Here is a 20,003-nt window from a genome sequence, read left to right as displayed (position 1 = left end):
GATAGGGGTGCAGTAACACACCTTGACGGTGTGTGGCTACACACCTATGAATATCCATATGGCTACCGTGCTCCCTGAAATCGAAGCCTTCCTTAAGGCTACCGGCATGGCCCCGACCGCGTTCGGGGATCAGGCTCTGGGCGACCGTCACTTCGTGCGCCAGTTACGTGCAGGTCGCCGCTGCTGGCCTGAAACCGAGGCGAAAGTTCGCGGTTTCATGGCCGGATATCGGAGGGCAGCCTGATGCGCCTCGGTCTCATTCGCGTGCGCACGCGCTCCGACGTCGTCGCGCCCTACCCCTACCGATCGCACCGGACGGTGGCCGATCTGATCGCGGCTGGTGCCCTTGAGGGCGGTCGTGTCGATAAGAAGGATCATGCCTGATGTCCGGTTGTTGCGATCATGGTGCCGGTCTACGCGCAGGCGCGCCCAGCGTGTTGGGCAAGTTGCCCCGTCTCACACAGAATTCTTATCGCGAGGCCGTGAGCCGGACGGTCGCAGCCCAGCAGGCGAGCGATGACCTGACCGATCAGGACATGGCCGACCTGTTGGGCACATCGGCCGCGACGGTCGGCAATGCCCGCAACAAGAAGGGCGACCTGGGCGCCATCGCCATGCTGTCGATCGGCAAGGCGTTCGGCCCGGAAGCGCTCAACACCATTCTGGCGCTCATCGGCGCCAAGGCTGTGCCGGCGGACGCGCTGTGCTGCGACAACGTCGGCCACATCCCGCTCAAGATCGCTGAGGCCCTGCCCCTGCTGATCACGCTGCTGTCGGACGGGGTCTGCTGTGACGACGATGTCCGCAAGCTCGAAGGCGCGGGCGTGATCGATGAATTCATTCGCGCTGCCAGCGTGCTGGAGCGCCGACGCAACGAAGTGCGGCTGAGAGCCGTGGGGAACTGAACCTAGCCGGCGGCTGACCGCCCAGGAGTGAGAACATGGATAGCGCGAACAGCGCGGCGCCGGTCGATGCCGGTTCCGCGAACGATATCTCTTTGCCTGAATACCGGACCTTCCTCGAAGCGAAGGCACCGCTTGCCCTGCCCGCAGGCCTGCCCTGCTCGCTGGACGAAATCCCGACGCACCTGACCGACGGCCGGCCTATGAAGGATCACGTCCGCCATATCGTCCGCTGGGCGGTGGAGGGCGGCCGGCGCGCGCTGTTCGAGAGCTTCGGCCTGCACAAGACGATGCAGCAGCTGCTGATCGGATCGATCATCTGCGCCAAGGCCAATTGCCGGGGCCTGATCGTGCTCCCGCTCAACGTGCGCCGCGAATTTCTGCACGACGCTGCGCTGCTCGATATCCCGGTGGCCTTTGTGCAGTCGGAAGCGGACATCGCGGCTGTGCTGGCAGACACATCGGGCGTCGCCACGCTCCCGCTGTTCCTGACGAATTACGAGAGTGTCCGCGAGGGCAAGATCAATGTCGCCCAGTTCGGCTGGGCCAGCCTGGACGAGGCTGACGTGCTGCGCTCCTTCGGGTCCAAGACCTATCAGGAGTTCCTGCCGCTGTTCGAGGCGATCCCATATCGCCACGTCGCCACCGCCACGCCCGCGCCGAACCGCTACAAGGAAATGATCCACTATGCCGGGTTCCTAGGCATCATGGACACCGGGCAGGCCCTGACCCGCTTCTTCCAGCGCAACAGCGAAAAGGCCGGCGACCTCACCCTCTATCCGCACAAGGTCGATGAGTTCTGGACGTGGGTGAACAGCTGGGCTGTCTGCATCCAGCGCCCGAGCGACCTGGGCTATTCCGACGAAGGCTATGACCTGCCGCCGATCACCGTCCGCTGGCACTGCGTCGAAGCCGACATCGCCGACGCCGAGCCGGAAGCGAACGGCCAGGGTCGCCTGATGCGCGACACGGCGCTGGGCGTGGTCGAAGCTTCGCGCGAGAAGCGCCGCACGCTCGACACCCGCATCGCCAAGGCCGCCGAGATCGTCGCCGCCTCGCCCGACGATCATTTCATCCTGTGGCACGACCTGGAAGACGAGCGCCGCGCGCTGGAGAAGGTCCTTCCCGCCTGCGAAACCGTCTATGGCAGCCAGAAGCTGGACGTTCGCGAAGGCATCGTCAGCCGCTTCGCCGATGGCGACCTGCAGCTGATCGGCGCCAAGCCCATCATGCTGGGCGGCGGCGTCAACCTGCAGCGTCACTGCCATCGCGAGATCTTCGCCGGCGTAGGCTTCAAGTTCCGCGACTTCATCCAGGCGATCCACCGCGTGCAGCGCTTCGGCCAGTCCGAGCCGGTCGAGATCGACATCATCCATGCCGAGACGGAAACCGAGGTCGTGCGCGAGCTTCAGGCGAAGTGGGCCCGCGACGACGAATTCCGCGAGACCATGTCCGCGCTCATCCGCCGCTATGGCCTGCACCACGGCGCTGCCGCCGAGCTGGTGAAGCGCTCGATCGGCGTGGAGCGCCGCGAGGCAACCGGCGAAGGCTGGCGTTTGGCGCACAATGATTGTGTCGATGAGGCTGCGCGGCTGGACGAAGGATCGGTCGACCTGATCGTCACCTCGATCCCCTTCAGCAACCACTACGAATATACGCCCAGCTATAACGACTTCGGCCACACCGACGACGACGCGCACTTCTTCGCGCAGATGGACTATCTGACGCCGAACCTGCTGCGCGCCCTCGCGCCCGGCCGGCTGGCCTGCATTCACGTCAAGGACCGGATCCTGTTCGGGTCGGTCACCGGCCAGGGCGTGCCGACGGTCAACCCGTTCCACGCCAAGTGCATCGCCCACTATATGGCGCACGGCTTCCAGTTCATGGGCATGATCACCGTCGTCACCGACGTCGTGCGCGAGAACAACCAGACCTATCGCCTGTCATACAGCGAGATGCTGAAGGATGGCACGAAGATGGGTGTGGGCAGCCCTGAATATGTGCTGCTGATGCGCAAGCCCCAGACCGACCGGACGCGCGGCTATGCCGACACGCCGGTCGCGAAGCAGGCCAAGTCCTCCGTCACCTTGGTCGATGGTCGCGTGTTCGATGAGGATGATCTGGATTTCGAAGATGCGGCTAATGGCGACTTCGGTGAGGTCGCTGAGGAAATTGAAGGCTATTCGCTAGCGCGCTGGCAGATCGACGCCCACGCATTCTGGCGCTCCAGCGGCGAGCGCCCGCTGACAATCGATGAGCTTTGGGAAGTCGGCGATCGCTTCGCCAACATGGCCACCGGCCGGCTGGCCAAGCGCTTCCGCGAAGAGACGCGCGACCTGATCTACAGCTTCCGCGCGCATGTCGACATTGGCGACACGATCGAAGCCCGCGGCGCCAATCATGCCGGCGGCCACCTTCCCCGCACCTTCATGGCGCTCGATCCTGGCAGCCATCACCCCGAGGTCTGGGATGATGTCGTCCGCATGCGCACGCTCAATGCCGAGCAGGTGCAGAAGGGCCGGGAAAAGCATGTCTGCCCGCTCCAGTTCGACATCGTCGACCGGCTGATCGAGCGCTATTCGTCCAAGGGCGACCTGGTGTTCGATCCCTTCTGCGGTCTGGGCACCGTGCCGATGCGGGCGATCCTGACCGGCCGACGCGGCGCGGGCAGCGAACTGAACCCCGACTATTTCGCCCACAGCATCAGCTACCTGAAGGAAGCCGAGGATCAGCAGGCGGTCCCGTCGCTGTTCGATCTCCTTGACCTGGAGCATGATGCTGCCAAGCGGGAGAAGGCAGCATGACCGGCCCGCTCGTCCGCCGGCTGGCCGCGTCATCCATGTCGCGCTTCCCGTCGATCAAGCCCAAGCAGAGCGGCGTCGTGCTGGTCCCCGGCCACTCCGCCGAGGTCGAGGGTCGCTCGCTGTTCCCCACCACCGTCAACGCGGTGGACGATCCGCGCGTGAAGCGCCTGCTCAAGAGCGGGCACAACAGCCGCAAGATCGGCCGCCGCGTGGAGAAAGGCCGCCTGACCATGGCGCCGATCTTCACGCTGACCCTGGAAGAGCGGAAGACCTGCCCGCGCACCTGCAAGACCTGGCGGTCCTGCTACGGCAACGGCATGCCCTATGCCCAGCGGCTGGTGCATGGCCCGCAGTTCGAGGCGATGCTCTGGGCTGAGCTGGCCGACCTGCAGCGCAAGCATCCGCGCGGCTTCCTGGTTCGCCTGCATGTGCTGGGCGACTTCTACAGCGTCGAATATGTCGACCTGTGGGCCGAGGCGCTGGTCGCCTTCCCTGCCCTCAACGTGTTCGGCTTCACCGCGCGCAACCCGGTCAGCGACCCGATCGGTCAGGCAATCGACCGTATCGCCTCGTCCAATTGGCTGCGTTTCGCGGTGCGCTGGTCCGGCAAGTCGGGAGATCGGTTCGCCAGCCGCGTCATCCCCGACGGCGAAACCGAAGATCCCGACGCCATTACCTGCCCCGCCCAAATCGGCAAGGCCGAGAACTGCGCACGCTGCGCCCTGTGCTGGCAGTCCACCCGCTCCATCGCCTTCCTTCGCCACTGAAAGGACCATCCATGCCCGAAGCCGATACCCTTGAACGACCAGCCCCTGCCGGCACGGCCGTGCTTCGCGTCGACCGCGATGCGCTGCTCGCTGCCGTGCGTGCGGTCAGCCAGACGGTCGAGCGCCGCAACACCATCCCGATCCTGTCGAACGTGATGCTGCGCGCCGCCGACAGCTTCCTGACCATCTGCGCCTCCGACCTCGATCACTGGTCGATGCGCACCATCGACTGCGCTGGCGCCAAGATCGATACGACGGTCGAAGCCGATCGGCTGATCACTGCGATCGACACGCTGCGCCCCGGCGCGGTGGACATCAGCCATGCCGACGGCGCGCTGACGATTAAGCAGGGCCGGTCCAGCCGCAAGCTGATGACTATCCCGTCGACCGAATTCCCGATGCCCAAGCCGCTCGCCCACGCGACCAGCTTCACCATCGACGCCGCGCCGCTGCTCAAGATCCTGGACACCGCGCGCATCGCGGTCAGCACCGAAGAGATCCGCTATTATCTGTGCGGTGTCTTCCTCCAGATCGAGGGCGACAAGCTGGTTGCCGCTGCCACCGACGGTCACCGCGTGGTGCAGGTCAAGCACCCTGCTCCGGCAGGCGCGGCTGGCATGGGCGACAGCATCATCGGCACCAAGGCCGTCAATCTGATCTGCCGCTTCCTCGCCGACGCCGACGCCGGAGCCCAGGTCGAGCTTTCCATCTCGGACAAATTCTATCGGGTCGGCACCGGTCGAGCCAACATCGAGGGCAAACTGGTCGATGGCACCTTCCCTGACTATCGCCGTGTGCTGCGCGACCAACACGACGCTCACATGACGATCCAATCTGCGGAGTTCGATCGCACAATTCGCGCGGCCGGATGCGCCTCCGACGGCAAGACGCGCGGCGTGCGCATGGACCTGTCCCGCAACCATTGCGAGGCGTCTGCCACCGCTCAAGACGGCAGCCGCTCGGTCGAGCCGATGGACGGTAGCTACGACGGCCCGACGATCGCAGTCGGCGTGAACGCCATGTACGCGCAGTCCATCGCGAAAATGTTCGGCCCGACGCCCACCCTCCAGCTTGGCTTCGCCGGCGAAGCCGCTGTCATCGTCATCACCAGCGACGACCGGCCGGGTGTGACCGCCGGCGTCATGCCCATGCGCGCATAGGAGGCTTCCATGCCCAGATTGAACGTTCACATCACCGTCGCCGAGGCTCTCAACGGCCTTGAGGGGCTGGCAGATCGCTTCGGCGTGGAAAGCTTCAAAGAGCTGAGCGAAGGTCAGACCTTCGATGCTGACGCCCTGGTCGAGATTGGTGAGTGTATCGACGCCGCCGAAAATGAGGGCTGGGTCGAAGGCGAAGGTCGCATCTTTCCCGAAGAGATGGAGCCCAACGCTCGCGATTTGGCTGATGGGCTGCGCAGCTTGATTGAAGGCGACCGGGCCATGGCCGCCACTCTGCTCGCGCGATCCCTCAAGGATTGGCCCGACGCCGCCCGCCAGGTCGAAGACCTGCTGCTCTCCCGCACCTCCCACGATCGCCGGCAGCTGTCGCTGCTCGCGGCCTGACCATCACCCACGAAAGGAAACTGACCAATGTCCGAAGGAAATATCGCCGCCGACCAGCTTCGCCTGCTGATCGAACGAATCGAGCGGCTGGAGGAAGAGAAGAAGGGCATCAGCGAAGACATAAACGATGTCTATCTGGAGGCCAAAGCCACCGGCTACGACAACAAGATCATGCGCCAGATCATCCGCTTGCGGAAGATGCCCGCGCACGACCGGCAGGAGATGGAGGCGATCCTCCAGACCTATCTCGCCGCCCTGGGCATGGAATGATCATGCGCGCCCGGCTGATCAACGCCTGGCGCCGCCTGTTCCCCCACCCCGTCGCCATCGCGCGGCGGGACCGGGAACGGGCCGCCACGGAAGGTCGCATCAAGCGTGACCGTGCGATCCGCCGGGCCGCGCTCCAGAAATTCGGGAAGAACTGATGGCCGGCACATTCGAGTGCGAGGGCGGCTGCGGCCGTGAACTGAAGGAATTTAAGCGTCGCAAGACCCGGCTGTGTCGCAACTGCTGCGCCGCCGTGATCGCGCGCGACCCGGCAAAGGCGGCAAAGGCCAGCGCCACTATCAAGCGACTGTATCAGGATCCCGTCTTCCGGTCGCGCCAGCAGCGCGCATGCAAGGCCGGTGTTCAGGCGTCCATCGCCAACAATCCCGCCGAGCGCGAGCGCCGCCGGCTGTCCGGGAAGGCTTTGGCGGCCACCGGACTGGGCCACGCTGCTCAGACGCCCGGGTCTGAGCCCAGAATTCGCGCAGGGAAGTCACATACCGAGACGGTGCTCGGCTGGTGCCCGCCCCACCTCAGGGACGAATATCGCAAGATCCTTGGCCGGCAGGGCATGCGCAAGGAAGACGCCCGTCGCAAGATCGAAGAGATGATGGCCGCCGAGGTCGCATCGCGACGCAATGGCCGCATGTCGTTCGAAGAGCAGCTTCGGCGCGTTCATGCCGGCGCCACTCTCGTCCGCAAGTTCGAGCCTAGCCGACCTGACCACGATTTCACGCTCGGCGGCATCGCCACGGGGATGATCTGATGCACAGCGTCCGCCTCCCCTGGCCGCCGAAAGAGCTGTCGCCGAACTTCCATGGGAAGCGGCGCGATCAGATGCGCGCCAAGAAAGCCTATCGCACGACATGCTGGGCCGAAGCCCTGGCAGCGAAGCTCCGCGCACCTGACAGCGAAAAGATCGCCCTCAAGGTCGAATTCTTCCCGCCGGATCGCCGGTCGCGCGACGATGACAATCTGATTGCGCGCTTCAAGCACGGCCGCGACGGCATCGCGCTGGCCCTGCGCATCGATGACAAGCGGTTCCGGACCGTCCCCACATTCCATGATGAGGTCGTCCCCGACGGCGAGATCATCGTCACCCTGGAGCCCCTATGAGCAAGCGCCCTGCTTTTCAATTCTATCCTGGTGACTGGCGCACCGATCCGGGCTTGCGCCTTTGCTCCATGGCCGCGCGCGGCCTGTGGATGGAGATGACGTGCCTCATGCATGAAGGCGAGCCCTACGGCCACCTGACCGTACAGGGCCGCCCCATCTCCGATGATATGCTGGCACGGCTGGTCGGCGAGAGCATCGCCGCAGTCCGCAAGGCAATGCGCGAGCTTGAGCAGAACGACGTATTTTCGCGCACCGATGCCGGCGTGATCTATAGTCGTCGCATGGTGCGGGATGAGGAAGTCCGCAATGCTCGCGCGGCTGGCGGCGCACTTGGCAAGGATCATGGAGCAAAGGGCGCTTCTCACGGCGCAAAGGGGGGTAGGCCTCGCAAAGAAAAACCCCCCTTGGATGGTAATCAAAGGGGGGTTTCATATCCCCCCCCTTCATCTTCTTCTTCATCTCCATCTTCAGATAAGGTTGTAGATGCTAACGCATCTACCGTCGAAATCGTCGATCAGGATGGTGGTCAGGATGGTGACAACCTCAAGCCTGAGCATTTCGTGGAAGCCTGGAATGACCTGGCGATCCGCCTTGCCCGTCCCTTGGTCAGAGACCTGACCCCGGAGCGGCGCCAGAAGCTCAAGGCCCGGATCAATGGGCACAGCATCGAGGATTTCCAGCAGGTGCTGGCCAGCATTGAGCGATCACCGTTCCTCCGCGGCGAGAAGGGCTGGAACGGCGTCACGTTCGACTGGGTGCTGGGCAAAGCGAACTTCCAGAAGATCCTTGAAGGGAATTACGACCGATGAGCGCGAACCCGCTGCGCCGGCCGTCCGAGCCGCAATATTTCGGTGCCGATGAGGGCCGGATGCTGGATTTCTGCCTGGAGCATAACCGCCGCTGTCGCGCCATGGGCTGGCCGCGCTGGTACTACGTCCAGCCGGCGGTCAACGAGAAGCCTGCCGAGATCCGGACGCTCGATGGCATTGAGGCTGAAGAGGTCTGGACCGTGCTGGACCGCCGCCCGATCGACTATGCCGGATGGGAGCGGGCTCGGCTCGAAAAAGTCGAGCGCCGCTGTGTCTGGCTGATCAAACAAGGCGGCGTGACACGCTGAGATTGCTGGATAAGGCAAGCAATCAGGGGTAGAACGAATGGCGAACGGAGTGTCGGATATGGGCGGGCAAGTGCGGCAGATTGGGGCAACGGATTGGTGCATCGTCCGCACGGCGGGCGCGGGCACGCTGGGCGTGCATGACGCGCTGGTCGAGGCCGGATATGACGCATGGACGCCGGTCGGAACGGTGATCAAGCGCGTCGGCCGTGAGCGTGATCGCGTCGAGCAGCGCGCCGCCCTGCTGCCGACCTTCGCCTTCGTCCGCTATGACCGCCTGCCCGATCTGCTCGACCTCGCCCGCTCGCCCGGTCAGGTGTGCCAGGTCTGGGACAGCGAGGCGCGGCGCATGGTTGCCAAGGGCATGCCTCACTTCTCGGTGTTCCGCTATGGCAAGGGGTATCCTGCAGTCACCGATCGCGAGCTGGACCGGCTGCGCCAGATCGAGCGGCGCGGCAAGCCTGTCGATCAGGTGCGCATCTTCCGGCCGGACGAGGATGTTCGCTATCCCAGCCTGGGCTTTGAGGGGTTGATCGGCAAGGTCGAGCGGGTGAAGGGTCGCTATGCTTTCGTGAGCTTCAGCGGGTTCGATATCCCGGTGAAGGTCTATGCCGGAAGTCTGCTGCCAGCCGCTTGACGGGACTAGAACATTTCGGGTACGAACGGTTCAGCCGAAAGAGGTCATAGTGAGTAACCTGCGCGATGTTTGACACACGCAGGCGAGAAGCGAAGCCTCCCCACTCCTAGGCGCCCACTGTCGAGCATGCTGCTCGCTTGGGATGGAGAAAAACGCCCAAAATTGGAGGTTGATATGAAGCGCATCTTCGCGATCGTCGCCCTTGCCTGCCTGTCCTCCCTGTCCTTCGCATCGAGCATGGTCGAGCGCGCGGTCGATGTGGCGTTCAGCCTCATCCCCACGATGATCAGCGCCAAGCCGGCCTTCTTCCTGGACAACGGCCACCCGCGTTCGCCGCTCGCCTCGCTGCGCGCCGGCGTCGCCTGACCGACTGGGCCGGGCATGCAGCAACAGCTTTGCCCGGCCGACAGGATGGAGCGCCTCGCCGGCGACCTTCACATGCTGGCCTTCGACATGCGCGAGCCGTCGCGCTCCATCACTCGCTCTGATCGCATCATCGGCGAAGCTGAGCGGATCGCCACTGAGGTTCGCGCACTGGTGCGCGGCCGGGGCTGATGCCCAGCCGCCCGCCCAGCCTGAACCAAAAGCCCCGCGCCAAGGCGTGGGCCAGCACCCGCAAGAGCAGGCATGAGCGCGGATACGGCCGCGAGCATGATCGAATGCGGAAGATTGTGCTGAGGGAGGAGCCGCTTTGCCGGCCGTGCCAGGCGCGCGGCCGCATCACCGCATCTACGATCGCCGACCACATCACCCCATTGAGCGAAGGCGGCACCGGCGACCGCGAGAATTACCAGGGCATATGCGCACCCTGCCATGACCTGAAGACTGCGGAGGAAGCGGCCCGTGCCCGTGGCGCCCGCCCGCCCCGCCAGCGGCTCGACATAGGAGCGGACGGATGGCCGAAGTGAATGTCACGATCAGCCTGCGCAAGCGTCGGTGGTTCGCTGCCGCGCTCGCCGTGCTGGCCATCGGTTGCGCGATCCTCTCGATCCTGTCCGATCGAGCTGCGGGCTGGCTGTCCGATAAGGGCGCTGGTCTGCTTGCCTGTCACGGCTTCATCTATGAGGTGGTGTGATATGGCAGATGCGTCGACAACTCTGACCGTCAGCCTGCGCCCGCCGCGCTGGGATGGTGGCCTGCCGATGCTGATCATGTGCGACCAGAACGGCGAGCCCCTGCCCGGCCAAGTCGCCTGCCAGACCACGCATGCGGACGGAACGTCGACAGCCGTGGTGACCTTCACTATCAACGGTCGCGACGTGGCACTGGCAAGCGCCTGAAACCCACGGAAATCCGCCATTTCCGATCCATTTCGGGCCGGATCGGACCCGATTTTGCCCCCCGACAGGGGGGGGGTAGGCAAAAAGTCGGGGCTCGATGGCTCTGGGACCGAGCGTGGGGGTAAATTCGCGCAAAACCAGATTGATTGTCTGAAAGGGCCAATATGGCGACCCGCGGCGCGAAGCCCAAGGCTGTAAAACTGCGGCTGGTGGATGGCACGCACCGTAACACGCGGCACGGCGATAGCAAGGCGGCGCGTAAGGCGGTGGAAGAGGCGGCAACCTCGTTCGGCAAGCTGGTCAAACCCGCTTCACTGAAGGGCGCGGCCGCAACCGCCTGGAAAAAATTCATTGAGCCGGCTGGATGGCTGGACGGATCGCGCGAGCCAGCGGCGATCGCCTTCTGCGAGCTGTGGAAGGAATTCATGTTTAACCCGACCGGCTTCCCGGCGTCGAAGCACGGCCAGATGCGCGCCTACATGAGCGAGCTGGGCCTGACCGACGAGCGCAATCGTGGGGACCATGGCAGCAAAAAGGAGGAAGACGAGTTCTTCGGTTCCGAGTGATCGGGGAACCCAGTTCGCCCTGGATGTCACCGCCGGCAAGATTGTTGCCGGTCCGCATGTGCGCAACGCCTGCCGTCGCCATCTGGATGATCTTGAGCATGGGCCGAAGCGAGGGCTGACCTATTCAGTCGAGAAGGCCGATCGGGTGCTGCGCTTCTTCGAGACGAAGCTGCGCCTGAATGGCGGGCAGTTCGAGGGCAAGCCCTTCAACCTGCACCCGTCGCAGGCTTTCAAGCTGTCGATGATCTTCGGCTGGCTACGCGCAGACGGCACCCGCCGATTCCGCCGCGCCTATATTGAAGAGGGCAAGGGCAACGGGAAATCGCCGTTCGCCGGCGGCGTCGGCCTCTACGGCATGATGGCCGACAACGAGCCGGGCGCCGAGATCTATGCGGTCGCAGCGCATCGCGACCAGGCGCGCATCCTGTTCAACGATGCCGTGTCCATGGTGGAGCAGTCGCCCGATCTGGAAAAGCGGATCACGAAAAGCGGCGGCCCCGGCAAGGTCTGGAACATGGCCTGGCTGCCGAAGAGTTCTTTCTTCCGACCGCTGAGCCGCAGCGCCGGGAAATCCGGGTCAGGTCTTCGCCCGCACATCGGCCTGGCCGACGAGATGCACGAGCATCCGAACCGCGACGCGGTGGAGATGATCGAGCGCGGCTTTAAATTTCGGCGCCAGCCGCTGCTGCTCATGATCACGAACAGCGGCACCGACCGAAATTCGATCTGCTATGAGGAGCATGAGCACGCGGTGCGCGTCGCCGCCGGCACGGCGACCCCCGGCGAGGACTTCGCCTATGTTGGCGAGCCGATCGATGACAGCACCTTCAGCTTCGTCTGCTCACTCGATCCGGGTGACGATCCGCTGAACGACCCGAGTTGCTGGGCAAAGGCGAATCCGCTGCTCGGCACCATTCTGACGAACGACTATCTGCAGGGCGTGGTCGACCAGGCCAAGGCGATCCCCGGCAAGCTCAACGGCATCCTTCGCCTGCATTTTTGTGTCTGGACCGACGCGGACGCAGCATGGATGTCCCGCGCGGTGCTGGAGCCTTGCATCGCTGACTTCGCCCTGTCGGATCATCATGGCTCGCCGATCTGGCTGGGGCTGGACTTGTCGCAGAACCGCGACATCACCGCCCTCGCTGCCGTCGTGAAAACGGGCGAGATCGAGGTCGAAGCCGAGCGCGACGGCGAGAGGCAGATCGTCAGCAAGCCGACGTTCGACGCGTGGATCGAGGCTTGGACACCCGGCGACACGCTGTCAGCCAGGGCTTTGCGGGATAAGGCGCCGTATGAGGTTTGGGCGCGCGACGGTCATATCCACGCCCCTAAGGGGCAGAGCATCCGGTTCGACCATGTCGCCCAGGCAGTCGCCGAATATGATCATGATTTCGCGCTCCAGTGCGTTGCCTATGACCGGTACGCGTTCAAGCGCGGCTTCGAGCCCGAGTGTCACAATCTCGGCCTATCGATTGAATTTGTTGAGCATCCTCAGGGTGGCACGAAGAAGGGCAAGCCTACCGAAGCGATGAAACAGGCGGCGGAAGCCGCCGAGCGCGAGCCGGAGGGCCTGTGGATGCCTGGATCGGTCCGTGAATTGGAAGACGCACTGATGGAGCGGCGCATCCGGATCCGGCGCAATCCAGTGCTGATATCGGCGATGATGAGCGCGGTCACCGATGCAGATCGCTGGGGCAACTATTGGCTGGCAAAGGAGCGCGCCGTGAACAAGATCGACGCAGCGGTGGCGCTTTGCATGGCAGTCGGTGCAGCCGTCGCCCATGATGGCGGCCAGAGTGTTGATGCCTGGATCGAGAGCTACGCATGAGCGGGTATAAGCTATCCGCCCGCGCAGCTGCCACCGAAGCCCGATGGAGGGGCGTCGCCGTCGATCGCAAGAGCGCTGGTTATACCAGCCGTGAACTATCGATCACCGACCCCAACGGATGGCTTCCGGATCGCTTCACTGCTGGAGAGCGAGTGTCGCCGGTCACTGTGATTGGGATGTCGGCTACCTGGGCATGCGTGAATTTCTGGGCTGGCAATATCGCTTCGCTGCCTTTGGTCATCTACCGGAGAGGCCCGTCTGGTGTTCCGGTCGAGGATCGTTCCCACTGGCTTTATGCGCTGCTCCACCACAGTCCGAACTTCGATCAAAGCGCGTTCGATTTCTGGGAGTTCATAGCCGCCTCGATCGAGCTGCATGGCAACGCGTTTGCTCATATTCGGCGGTCCGGCAATGGTCGGATCACCTCGCTGATCCCGGTCCCGCCTCAGCTTATGGCCGTACGCCGGCTCGATAATGGCGATATCGAATATAGCTGGACCCAGGACAATTCTTACTACCGTGTGACGCAGGAATCTGTGCTGCATATTCGTGGCCCGTTGGGTGGACCGCTGGGCGGCCTATCGCCAATCACCGCCTGCGCCGCAACGTTTGGACAGGCGTTAGCTTCGGATCGCGCTGCCGGCGAACTTTTCGCCAATGGTGTCCGCCCGAGCGGGGTCATGACCAAGGAAGGCGTTCCGCTCAACAAGGAACAGCGGCAAGAACTGGAAAGACTGCTCCAGGAGAAGTTCATGGGATCCATGAACGCCGGGCGCCCGATGTTGATCGACGGCGGCCTAAAGTGGGAGCAGTTGTCAATAAGTCCGAAGGATGCGGAGCTGATTGACAGCCGCAAGCTGAGTGCGCTGCAGATTTGCCAGATTTTCGACGTCGACCCGCACCTCGTGGGCATGACGGAAGGCAATACGACGCTTGGTAGCAGCATCACCGACCAGACGAATTCGGTCATGAAATTCAAGCTGCGCAAGAGGTTGAAGCGGATCGAGGCGGCGATCGAGAAGCAATTGCTGACACCTTCAGACCTCGCGGCCGGCATCTCAATCGAGTTCAATGTCGAAGGCTTCCTTCGCGCCGACAGTAAGGGGCGCGCCGATTACTATGAGATTATGAAGCAGTTCATGACGCGCAACGAGATCCGCGCGCTGGAAGGATTGCCGCCGGTAGAAGGTGGCGATGTTCTCATGATCCAGATGCAGGATGTGCCTCTGCGCGACGCAATCTCCGGACAAGGACGGGCAAATGGACGAGCTTGATTTCGCGCTCGACGTGAAGAGCATCAACGATGATGGCGATATCGAGGGTCTCGCCGTCGGGTATGGCAACCTCGATCATGGCGGCGACATTGTGATGCCCGGCGCTATCACCGCATCGATTGCCTCGCGCAAGTCGATCCCGATGCTGCTCTATCATGACCAGAAGCGGCCGGTTGGGGTATGGAACCGGTTCAGCGAAACGTCAGACGGGCTGCTGGTGAAGGGCCGGTTTTCGCCCACCAGTGCGGGGCGCGAGGCCCGTGAAGACGCGAAGTGCGGCGCTCTCGCTGGCCTGTCGATGGGCTACAACACGGTGCGCCAGAAGTTCGAGGGCAAGGCGCGCCAGTTGCTGGAGGTCGCGCTGCACGAAATTTCGCTCGTGACCATCGCCATGAATGACAAGGCCCGCGTCATGCGGGTCAAAGAAGTCGAAGATTTGCGGGGACGCCTGGCGGCCGGGGACCGGCTGACCGAGCGTGAATGGGAGACGTTGCTCAAGAAGGGCTTCGATCTCACCAACTCGGAGGCGGAGCGCGCCGTGCGCATCCACCTCAAGAAGGGTCAGGGGGATCCTGACGGCACGGCGGACCCCATGGCGGCATTCTGGGCAGCAATGCGCAGCGCGCCTATCGAAGATCTCACGGGCGAAGACTGAGCCCCTTCCGAAAGGTAAAATCATGAAGAAGACGCTTTTCGCGGGCGCTGCTCGCGGGATGATCGGTGTCGCGCTCATTGGCGTGCTCACCGCGAACGAACGCCGCATGGGTCGCTTGCTGCGCGATCCCAACGGTCACCCCGAAGGCAAGACGATGGCCCAGTTGGCCGCCGAAACGAAGGCCGCTTTCGAGAAGGCGACCAGCGACGTCAAAGCCATTGCGGAGGAAGCGCTCGGCAAGGCGAAGGCTGGCGAGCAGCTGACGACCAGCCTGAAAGAGCGCGCCGACGAGGCGCTCACGTCGATCGCCGAACTCAAGGCCGCCGTGACGGAAATGGAGCAGAAGGCCGACCGTCGCGGGAATAGCAACGATCGCCAGCCCTCGCCCGGCGAGCAGTTCGTCGGCAGCGACGAATATAAGCAGGCATTCCCGAACGGCGCGCAGCCGGGCAAGAATGTCGCCATCGAGGTCAAGGCGATCACGTCGGTCACCACCGACACGGATGGCGCAGCGGGCGATCTTGTCCGCTCCGAGCGCGTCCAGTCGCCGCTGATGATGATGCCCGACAAGAAGCTGACCATCCGCGGGCTTGTCGCTCCGGGGCAGACCTCGTCCAGCTCGGTCGAATATGTCCAGGAAACCGGCTTCACCAACGCCGCAGGGATGACGGCGGAAACGACCGCAAAGCCGGAATCCTCGCTGAAATTCGATCTGAAGCAGGCGCCGGTGCGCAAGATCGCGCACTGGATGCTTGCATCGGCGGAAATTCTGGCGGACGCGCCTGCCCTGCGTTCCATGATCGACTATCGCCTGCGCTACGGCCTTGCACTGGTCGAGGACACTCAGCTGCTGAAAGGCAGCGGCACCGGCCAGAATCTGCTGGGCGTCAAGCCCCAGGCGGCCGACTATGTTGCGCCGATCACCTTGGCGGATGCGACCAAGATCGATGTGCTGCGTCTGGCGTTGCTCCAGGTCGAGCTGGCCGAATATTCGGCTGACGGTCATGTCCTGCACCCGACCGACTGGGCTGAAATCGAACTGCTGAAGGATACGCTCGGCCGGTACATCATCGGCAATCCGCAGGGCGGGCTCGCGCCCACGCTCTGGGGCCGCCCGGTAGTGACCACCGTTGCGCAGACGCTCGGCGAGTTCACCGTCGGAGCCTGGGCGCGCGCCGCCCAGCTCTTCGATCGGATGCAGAGCCAGGTGCTCGTGTCGACCGAAGACAGCGACAACTTCCGCAAGAACATGGTGACGCTGCTGGCCGAAGAGCGGCTGGCGTTCACCGTCTATCGCCCGGAAGCGTTCGTCGACGGCGCGTTCCCGACCGGCGCGTAAAGGGGAACTGGGGCCGCCGATGTTGCGGCCCCAACCTCAGGAGGAAGATATGGCTGCCACCAAAGATTTCATCTGCACCCGCGCCATGACCGACAATGGCCGTGATTATCAGCGCGGCGACACCATCGCGCTCGACCATGCGGATGCTATCAACCTAATCGCCATTGGCGCAGTGACCGACCCGGAAGGCGCTTCGTCGGATGACGCCGACGATCAGTCCCTCGGCAAAATGAAGGTCGACGAGCTGAAAGCTCTGGCCGCCAAGGAAGAAATTGACCTGGGCGATGCCACCAAGAAGGATGACATCGTCGCTGCCATTCAGCTGGCGCGCGAGGCCAGGGTCGCCTGATGCGCGTCATCGTCATCACTCCTCCCGCGCCGATCGTGACGTGGGAGGAGGCTGACCAGCATTTGCGCCTCGATGGCGACGAAGAGCAGCGCGAGATGGTCGAGCGGCTGGTGAAAGCCGCGACCCAGCATATCGACGGCCCCGACGGCTGGCTTGGCCGGGCGCTTGGCCTCCAGACGCTCGAAGCCCGCATGTGCGGCTTCTGCGATCTGATCAGGTTGCCCTATCAGCCGATCGTGGACATCGTGTCGGTCCATTATCTTGACGGCACTGGCCAGCCTGTGCTGGTCGATCCAGACACCTATGAGCTTTTCGGCCGTGATCTGGGCTGCGCTTGGGGCAAGTCCTGGCCGACGCCGGGCGCCTATCGTGGCCATGCCGAGACCGTGCGCATCCGCTACCGCGCCGGCTATGCGGTCGACCCCGGCGCCGACCCGGTCGCGCCGAACGTCCCCGAGCCAATCAAGCAAGCGATCCTGCTGATGGTGGGGGACATGTATCGTTTCACCGAGACGGCCAGCGATATGAACATCGCGCCGACATCCATCCCGATGTCGACCACCGTCGAAAACCTGCTGTCCCCGTACCGGGTCTATGCCTGATGGCCCGGCGCAGCGCTGGCGAGTTTGATCGTCGCATCTCCATTTGGAACGCCGGGCTGATCGATGACGGCACCGCGACGGTGCAGGGTCCGCTTGCTGAAGTCGGGAAGCGCTGGGCCAAGAAGGTCGATGTCAAGGACGGCGAGCGCCTGCGCGCGGGCGAGAACGCGCAGGAATTGACCACCCGATTCACTGTCCGCTCCGATGCCCTCACCCGCACCATCATCGGCGGGTTCGTCATCAAGCATAAGGGAGTCACCTATGCGGTGACAGGCACCAAGGAAGGCCGCGAGCGCGAGGATGTGATCGAGATCACGACCGCCGCCCGGCCGGACCGCGCGAAGGAGGCCTGACCCATGGTCAAAATCACCGGCCTGCGCGAGATCAACGAGGTGCTGCGATCACTGCCGCGCGGGACCGGCAAGGCTGCCCTCACCCGCTTCGGCAAGAAACGGCTGGAGCCGATGCGCGACGCGGCCAAGGCGAAGGCGCCGAAGGATAGTGGTGAGCTCGCTGACAGCATCATCATTTCCACCCGGCAGGGCAGCCCAGGGCAGCGCAAGCGCCGGTTCCAGGACAAGGCGGCCGTCGAGGTCTATATGGGGCCGAGCAAGGATCAGCACGGCCATGCCGTACCGCAGGAATTCGGCAGCATCAACAATCCGCCCGCTGGCTACATGCGCGGCGCGTGGGATGAGCATAGTGACGCCCTGCTGACCAATCTCGCGGAGGATCTGGGCGCCGAGGTCAATGCCACCGCGGCCCGTCACCGCCGCAAGCTGGCGCGGAACGCGCGCTAAGATGGAGGAGGCTTTGCGCGCTTACATCCTGGCTATGACCGGGATGTCTACCGCCGTCGCGAACCGCGTCGATTGGGGCCTGTCGCCGCAGGGGCGCCCCTATCCGTCTGTCGTCCTGTGGAACATCAGCGCGATCGAACAGATGAACCTTGCGGCGCCGAGCGGCTGGGTCCGTACCCGCGTCCAGATCGACACATGGGGCACGACCTTCAAGCAGGCCCGCGACATCGCCGACATCATGGCCCCTCCAGGGCGGAAGGCTGGGCTGAATGGCCTGCGCGCGACCTTCGGCGGATATCGCTTTCGCATCTTCGTCATCGACCGTGATGCCAGCACGGACGAGGACCAGGCGGTCAACAGTGGCGTCGTCCACCGCGCCCGCCTCGATTTGGACGTCTGGCATTCGAAACTTTCAGGAGTATAGAGATGGCAGAGACTGCTGACGCCACCGATATCGGCTATGGCACCCTCTTCAAGAAGAAGACCGGTGCGTCGACCTACACCACGCTCGCCGAGGTGGTCGAATTCGAGCCGCCGGAAACCACAATCGATTCGGTCGAGTTCACCCACTTCACGTCGCCCGAGCGCTGGCGCGAGTTCAAGCCGGGCATGAAGGATGCCGGCGAAACCACGCTGACCTATAACCTGATCCCGGGTGAGGCGGACGACGACACGGTCAACGACACGATCGAGAATGGCGGCCTGTCGGAATGGCAGATCGAATGGCCGAACGGTGCGACGCTCGATATCAAGGGCTTCTTCACCAGCCACAGTCGCGCCACGCCGCTCGATGACAAGATGACCGGCGCCGCGACCTTCAAGATCAGCGGCAAGCCCGTCCTCACGCCCGCGCCGGTGACGCCGTAATATGCTGGCCAACAAGCATAAGGGTGAGGTCGCCTTCCCCGGGGTCGATGTGATCGGCTTCGAGGGGGGCGGCATCCTCCTGTTCGATTTCAACGCCCTCGCCGCCGTCGAAACGGTGCTCAAGGATATGATCGAGGACATCGGCACTCGCGTGCTGACCTCGCCCAGCGCAATGATCACCGTCATGCAGGCGGCTCTGGAAGAGCATCACGGCGCGGTCGATCCCCGAACCGCCGGCAAGGTCATCCAGGCGCTCGGTCGCGAGCAGGCCAGCGAGTTGCTGGCAGAGAGCTATTTGCTTTGCTTCCCGGAGGCGGCCCAAGGCGGCGACGCGGACCCTCTGGCGGCGGCGAAAGCCGCCCATGGAACATCGCCGAGTGCTGGCGCATCTGGATCGAAATCGGGCAGCCGGAAGAAGCCTTCTGGCGGCAAACGCCGCGGCTCTTCGCCCAAGCCGTAGAGGCTGCATCGTCGCGGCGCCGAGCGGAGATGGACCTTGCCATCATGACCGCTTGGCGCACGGCCTATTACCAGCGCGTCAAGAAACTGCCTGACCTGCAGAAAGAGCTGCGCAACGCCGATAAGCCGAAGCGCGCGACCCGCGCCCGGTCCTGGAAGAAGCAGGCGGCGGCATGGGGCAATTTTCTCGATGGCAAGAAATCCCGGGGGTGACGTGGCCCCTCGTTGCTCTCCCCCGGGAAATCCTCATTACACGCTGCAAGGCAAGCCTATGGTTTGCCGCAAGCGGCCACTACTTCAGGTGCGGGCGCCGGCACTGACCATGTGATGTCTTTCAGACCGTATCCTGCTGGCGGTGAAAACGTCACTGCGCTGGAGGCATAAAACCGGGAGGCGATCTGCGCTCCATCATCGCGATCGTCATCACGCGCAATCCATCCATCGCCTGTAAGCCAGCCGAGTTCAATTCGCTGGGGATCGCTACCGTCGAATGAGAAGCCGCCTATCGTTCCTGCCAGCGGCGGCGGCTTAGACGGCGAAAGCACGGTACGCATCTGGAAGCCAGTCACGCGCCCGTGTTCGCATCTGACTATGAATCTTGGATACTCCCCCGTTGCCAGTGGCGACGCGGAAATTGTGTAGAAAAATCCATCGCCTGGAGATTTCTCCAGCGAGTTCGAAGTGTCCGTTTTTCGGATCGGATCGTCGCCCTTCTCTGCGGTGCATCCGGCTAACGCCAGCACCAGTGCTGAAACCGTAAATTGCCTCATTCTCGCCTCCTGATTGGATTCGCGAGCATTGCGTGCTGGGGG

Annotated in this window: 33 protein-coding genes; 32 read left to right on the top strand and 1 reads right to left on the bottom strand. The window is 63.7% G+C overall.

From position 1 onward, the window contains the following. Positions 1-58 precede the first annotated feature (58 nt). From CG471_RS02155 to CG471_RS02015, 32 genes are all read left to right on the top strand, one after another. A complete protein-coding gene (locus CG471_RS02155) occupies positions 59-244 on the top strand; it encodes a hypothetical protein (RefSeq protein WP_218964225.1) in 186 nt (61 codons plus the stop codon). Continuing rightward, positions 244-384: a hypothetical protein gene (locus CG471_RS30495; protein ID WP_163000316.1), complete on the top strand. Its 141-nt coding sequence runs from the start codon at positions 244-246 to the stop codon at positions 382-384. The genes CG471_RS02155 and CG471_RS30495 overlap by 1 nt, the downstream gene beginning before the upstream one ends. Before the next feature lie 98 nt (positions 385-482). Beyond that, positions 483-905, top strand: a complete 423-nt coding sequence (locus CG471_RS02150) for a hypothetical protein (RefSeq protein WP_143560133.1) — start codon at positions 483-485, stop codon at positions 903-905. Positions 906-940: 35 nt separating this feature from the next. After that, a complete protein-coding gene (locus CG471_RS02145) occupies positions 941-3,706 on the top strand; it encodes a DNA methyltransferase (RefSeq protein ID WP_099230304.1) in 2,766 nt (921 codons plus the stop codon). Beyond that, the gene (locus CG471_RS02140; protein ID WP_099230302.1) at positions 3,703-4,473 is read left to right on the top strand and encodes a hypothetical protein; all 771 of its coding nucleotides are present in this window, start codon (positions 3,703-3,705) and stop codon (positions 4,471-4,473) included. Before CG471_RS02145 ends, CG471_RS02140 begins: the two co-directional genes overlap by 4 nt. An 11-nt stretch (positions 4,474-4,484) precedes the next feature. Next, the gene (dnaN, locus tag CG471_RS02135) at positions 4,485-5,633 is read left to right on the top strand and encodes a DNA polymerase III subunit beta (protein WP_099230300.1); all 1,149 of its coding nucleotides are present in this window, start codon (positions 4,485-4,487) and stop codon (positions 5,631-5,633) included. Between the two features lie 9 nt (positions 5,634-5,642). After that, positions 5,643-6,035, top strand: coding sequence for a hypothetical protein (locus tag CG471_RS02130; RefSeq protein ID WP_143560132.1), 393 nt, complete (start codon positions 5,643-5,645; stop codon positions 6,033-6,035). 27 nt (positions 6,036-6,062) lie between these two features. Continuing rightward, complete coding sequence (locus CG471_RS02125; RefSeq protein ID WP_099230296.1) at positions 6,063-6,305, top strand: DUF2312 domain-containing protein; 243 nt, start codon at positions 6,063-6,065, stop codon at positions 6,303-6,305. A gap of 2 nt (positions 6,306-6,307) precedes the next feature. Next, a complete protein-coding gene (locus CG471_RS30490) occupies positions 6,308-6,460 on the top strand; it encodes a hypothetical protein (RefSeq protein WP_180275596.1) in 153 nt (50 codons plus the stop codon). Next, the gene (locus CG471_RS02120) at positions 6,460-7,068 is read left to right on the top strand and encodes a hypothetical protein (RefSeq protein ID WP_099230294.1); all 609 of its coding nucleotides are present in this window, start codon (positions 6,460-6,462) and stop codon (positions 7,066-7,068) included. Before CG471_RS30490 ends, CG471_RS02120 begins: the two co-directional genes overlap by 1 nt. Further along, the gene (locus tag CG471_RS02115) at positions 7,068-7,418 is read left to right on the top strand and encodes a hypothetical protein (protein ID WP_017501427.1); all 351 of its coding nucleotides are present in this window, start codon (positions 7,068-7,070) and stop codon (positions 7,416-7,418) included. Before CG471_RS02120 ends, CG471_RS02115 begins: the two co-directional genes overlap by 1 nt. After that, a complete protein-coding gene (locus CG471_RS02110; protein ID WP_099230292.1) occupies positions 7,415-8,227 on the top strand; it encodes a hypothetical protein in 813 nt (270 codons plus the stop codon). Before CG471_RS02115 ends, CG471_RS02110 begins: the two co-directional genes overlap by 4 nt. Next, entirely contained in the window at positions 8,224-8,535 is a 312-nt protein-coding gene (locus CG471_RS02105; RefSeq protein WP_099230290.1) for a hypothetical protein, read from the top strand. Before CG471_RS02110 ends, CG471_RS02105 begins: the two co-directional genes overlap by 4 nt. 37 nt (positions 8,536-8,572) lie before the next feature. Next, positions 8,573-9,169, top strand: a complete 597-nt coding sequence (locus tag CG471_RS02100; protein WP_099230288.1) for a hypothetical protein — start codon at positions 8,573-8,575, stop codon at positions 9,167-9,169. Between the two features lie 174 nt (positions 9,170-9,343). Then, positions 9,344-9,535 carry a hypothetical protein gene (locus CG471_RS02095; RefSeq protein WP_218964224.1) on the top strand — a complete coding sequence of 64 codons (192 nt, stop codon included), beginning with the start codon at positions 9,344-9,346 and terminating at the stop codon, positions 9,533-9,535. Between the two features lie 15 nt (positions 9,536-9,550). After that, positions 9,551-9,724 (top strand): hypothetical protein, encoded by a 174-nt coding sequence (locus CG471_RS30485; protein ID WP_180275594.1) that lies wholly within the window; start codon positions 9,551-9,553, stop codon positions 9,722-9,724. A 104-nt stretch (positions 9,725-9,828) separates the two neighbouring features. Further along, entirely contained in the window at positions 9,829-10,077 is a 249-nt protein-coding gene (locus tag CG471_RS02090) for an HNH endonuclease (RefSeq protein ID WP_257211396.1), read from the top strand. Next, positions 10,065-10,244 carry a hypothetical protein gene (locus tag CG471_RS02085; RefSeq protein WP_099230282.1) on the top strand — a complete coding sequence of 60 codons (180 nt, stop codon included), beginning with the start codon at positions 10,065-10,067 and terminating at the stop codon, positions 10,242-10,244. The genes CG471_RS02090 and CG471_RS02085 overlap by 13 nt, the downstream gene beginning before the upstream one ends. Before the next feature lies 1 nt (position 10,245). After that, positions 10,246-10,449 carry a hypothetical protein gene (locus CG471_RS02080; protein ID WP_099230280.1) on the top strand — a complete coding sequence of 68 codons (204 nt, stop codon included), beginning with the start codon at positions 10,246-10,248 and terminating at the stop codon, positions 10,447-10,449. Positions 10,450-10,613: 164 nt separating this feature from the next. Further along, a complete protein-coding gene (locus tag CG471_RS02075; protein ID WP_099230278.1) occupies positions 10,614-11,015 on the top strand; it encodes a hypothetical protein in 402 nt (133 codons plus the stop codon). Next, a complete protein-coding gene (locus CG471_RS02070) occupies positions 10,972-12,846 on the top strand; it encodes a terminase large subunit (RefSeq protein WP_099230276.1) in 1,875 nt (624 codons plus the stop codon). Before CG471_RS02075 ends, CG471_RS02070 begins: the two co-directional genes overlap by 44 nt. Then, positions 12,843-14,120: a phage portal protein gene (locus CG471_RS02065; RefSeq protein WP_099230274.1), complete on the top strand. Its 1,278-nt coding sequence runs from the start codon at positions 12,843-12,845 to the stop codon at positions 14,118-14,120. Before CG471_RS02070 ends, CG471_RS02065 begins: the two co-directional genes overlap by 4 nt. Next, positions 14,107-14,775 carry an HK97 family phage prohead protease gene (locus CG471_RS02060; RefSeq protein ID WP_099230272.1) on the top strand — a complete coding sequence of 223 codons (669 nt, stop codon included), beginning with the start codon at positions 14,107-14,109 and terminating at the stop codon, positions 14,773-14,775. The genes CG471_RS02065 and CG471_RS02060 overlap by 14 nt, the downstream gene beginning before the upstream one ends. A gap of 22 nt (positions 14,776-14,797) precedes the next feature. Beyond that, positions 14,798-16,114, top strand: coding sequence for a phage major capsid protein (locus CG471_RS02055; RefSeq protein ID WP_257211395.1), 1,317 nt, complete (start codon positions 14,798-14,800; stop codon positions 16,112-16,114). A gap of 49 nt (positions 16,115-16,163) precedes the next feature. Further along, positions 16,164-16,463: a hypothetical protein gene (locus tag CG471_RS02050; RefSeq protein ID WP_099230270.1), complete on the top strand. Its 300-nt coding sequence runs from the start codon at positions 16,164-16,166 to the stop codon at positions 16,461-16,463. After that, positions 16,463-17,065, top strand: a complete 603-nt coding sequence (locus CG471_RS02045; RefSeq protein WP_099230268.1) for a hypothetical protein — start codon at positions 16,463-16,465, stop codon at positions 17,063-17,065. The genes CG471_RS02050 and CG471_RS02045 overlap by 1 nt, the downstream gene beginning before the upstream one ends. Next, a complete protein-coding gene (locus CG471_RS02040; protein ID WP_099230266.1) occupies positions 17,065-17,418 on the top strand; it encodes a head-tail adaptor protein in 354 nt (117 codons plus the stop codon). Before CG471_RS02045 ends, CG471_RS02040 begins: the two co-directional genes overlap by 1 nt. A 3-nt stretch (positions 17,419-17,421) precedes the next feature. Continuing rightward, positions 17,422-17,865, top strand: coding sequence for an HK97 gp10 family phage protein (locus tag CG471_RS02035; protein ID WP_099230264.1), 444 nt, complete (start codon positions 17,422-17,424; stop codon positions 17,863-17,865). A gap of 43 nt (positions 17,866-17,908) precedes the next feature. Then, positions 17,909-18,289 (top strand): DUF3168 domain-containing protein, encoded by a 381-nt coding sequence (locus tag CG471_RS02030; RefSeq protein WP_143560128.1) that lies wholly within the window; start codon positions 17,909-17,911, stop codon positions 18,287-18,289. Between the two features lie 2 nt (positions 18,290-18,291). Further along, positions 18,292-18,732 carry a phage tail tube protein gene (locus CG471_RS02025; protein WP_099230259.1) on the top strand — a complete coding sequence of 147 codons (441 nt, stop codon included), beginning with the start codon at positions 18,292-18,294 and terminating at the stop codon, positions 18,730-18,732. A 1-nt stretch (position 18,733) separates the two neighbouring features. After that, positions 18,734-19,192: a hypothetical protein gene (locus CG471_RS02020; protein ID WP_099230257.1), complete on the top strand. Its 459-nt coding sequence runs from the start codon at positions 18,734-18,736 to the stop codon at positions 19,190-19,192. A 44-nt stretch (positions 19,193-19,236) separates the two neighbouring features. Next, positions 19,237-19,404 (top strand): hypothetical protein, encoded by a 168-nt coding sequence (locus CG471_RS02015; RefSeq protein WP_218964222.1) that lies wholly within the window; start codon positions 19,237-19,239, stop codon positions 19,402-19,404. A 56-nt stretch (positions 19,405-19,460) separates the two neighbouring features. On the opposite strand, the gene CG471_RS30010 is transcribed toward CG471_RS02015, so the two are convergent. Next, complete coding sequence (locus tag CG471_RS30010) at positions 19,461-19,961, bottom strand: hypothetical protein (protein ID WP_143560127.1); 501 nt, start codon at positions 19,959-19,961, stop codon at positions 19,461-19,463. Positions 19,962-20,003: the final 42 nt, after the last annotated feature.

The sequence above is a fragment of the Sphingobium sp. IP1 genome, assembly GCF_002708645.1.
GTDB lineage: Bacteria > Pseudomonadota > Alphaproteobacteria > Sphingomonadales > Sphingomonadaceae > Sphingobium > Sphingobium yanoikuyae.
The sequence above is the reverse complement of the archived record's forward strand: the minus strand, read 5'-3'. Positions and strand labels throughout refer to the sequence as shown.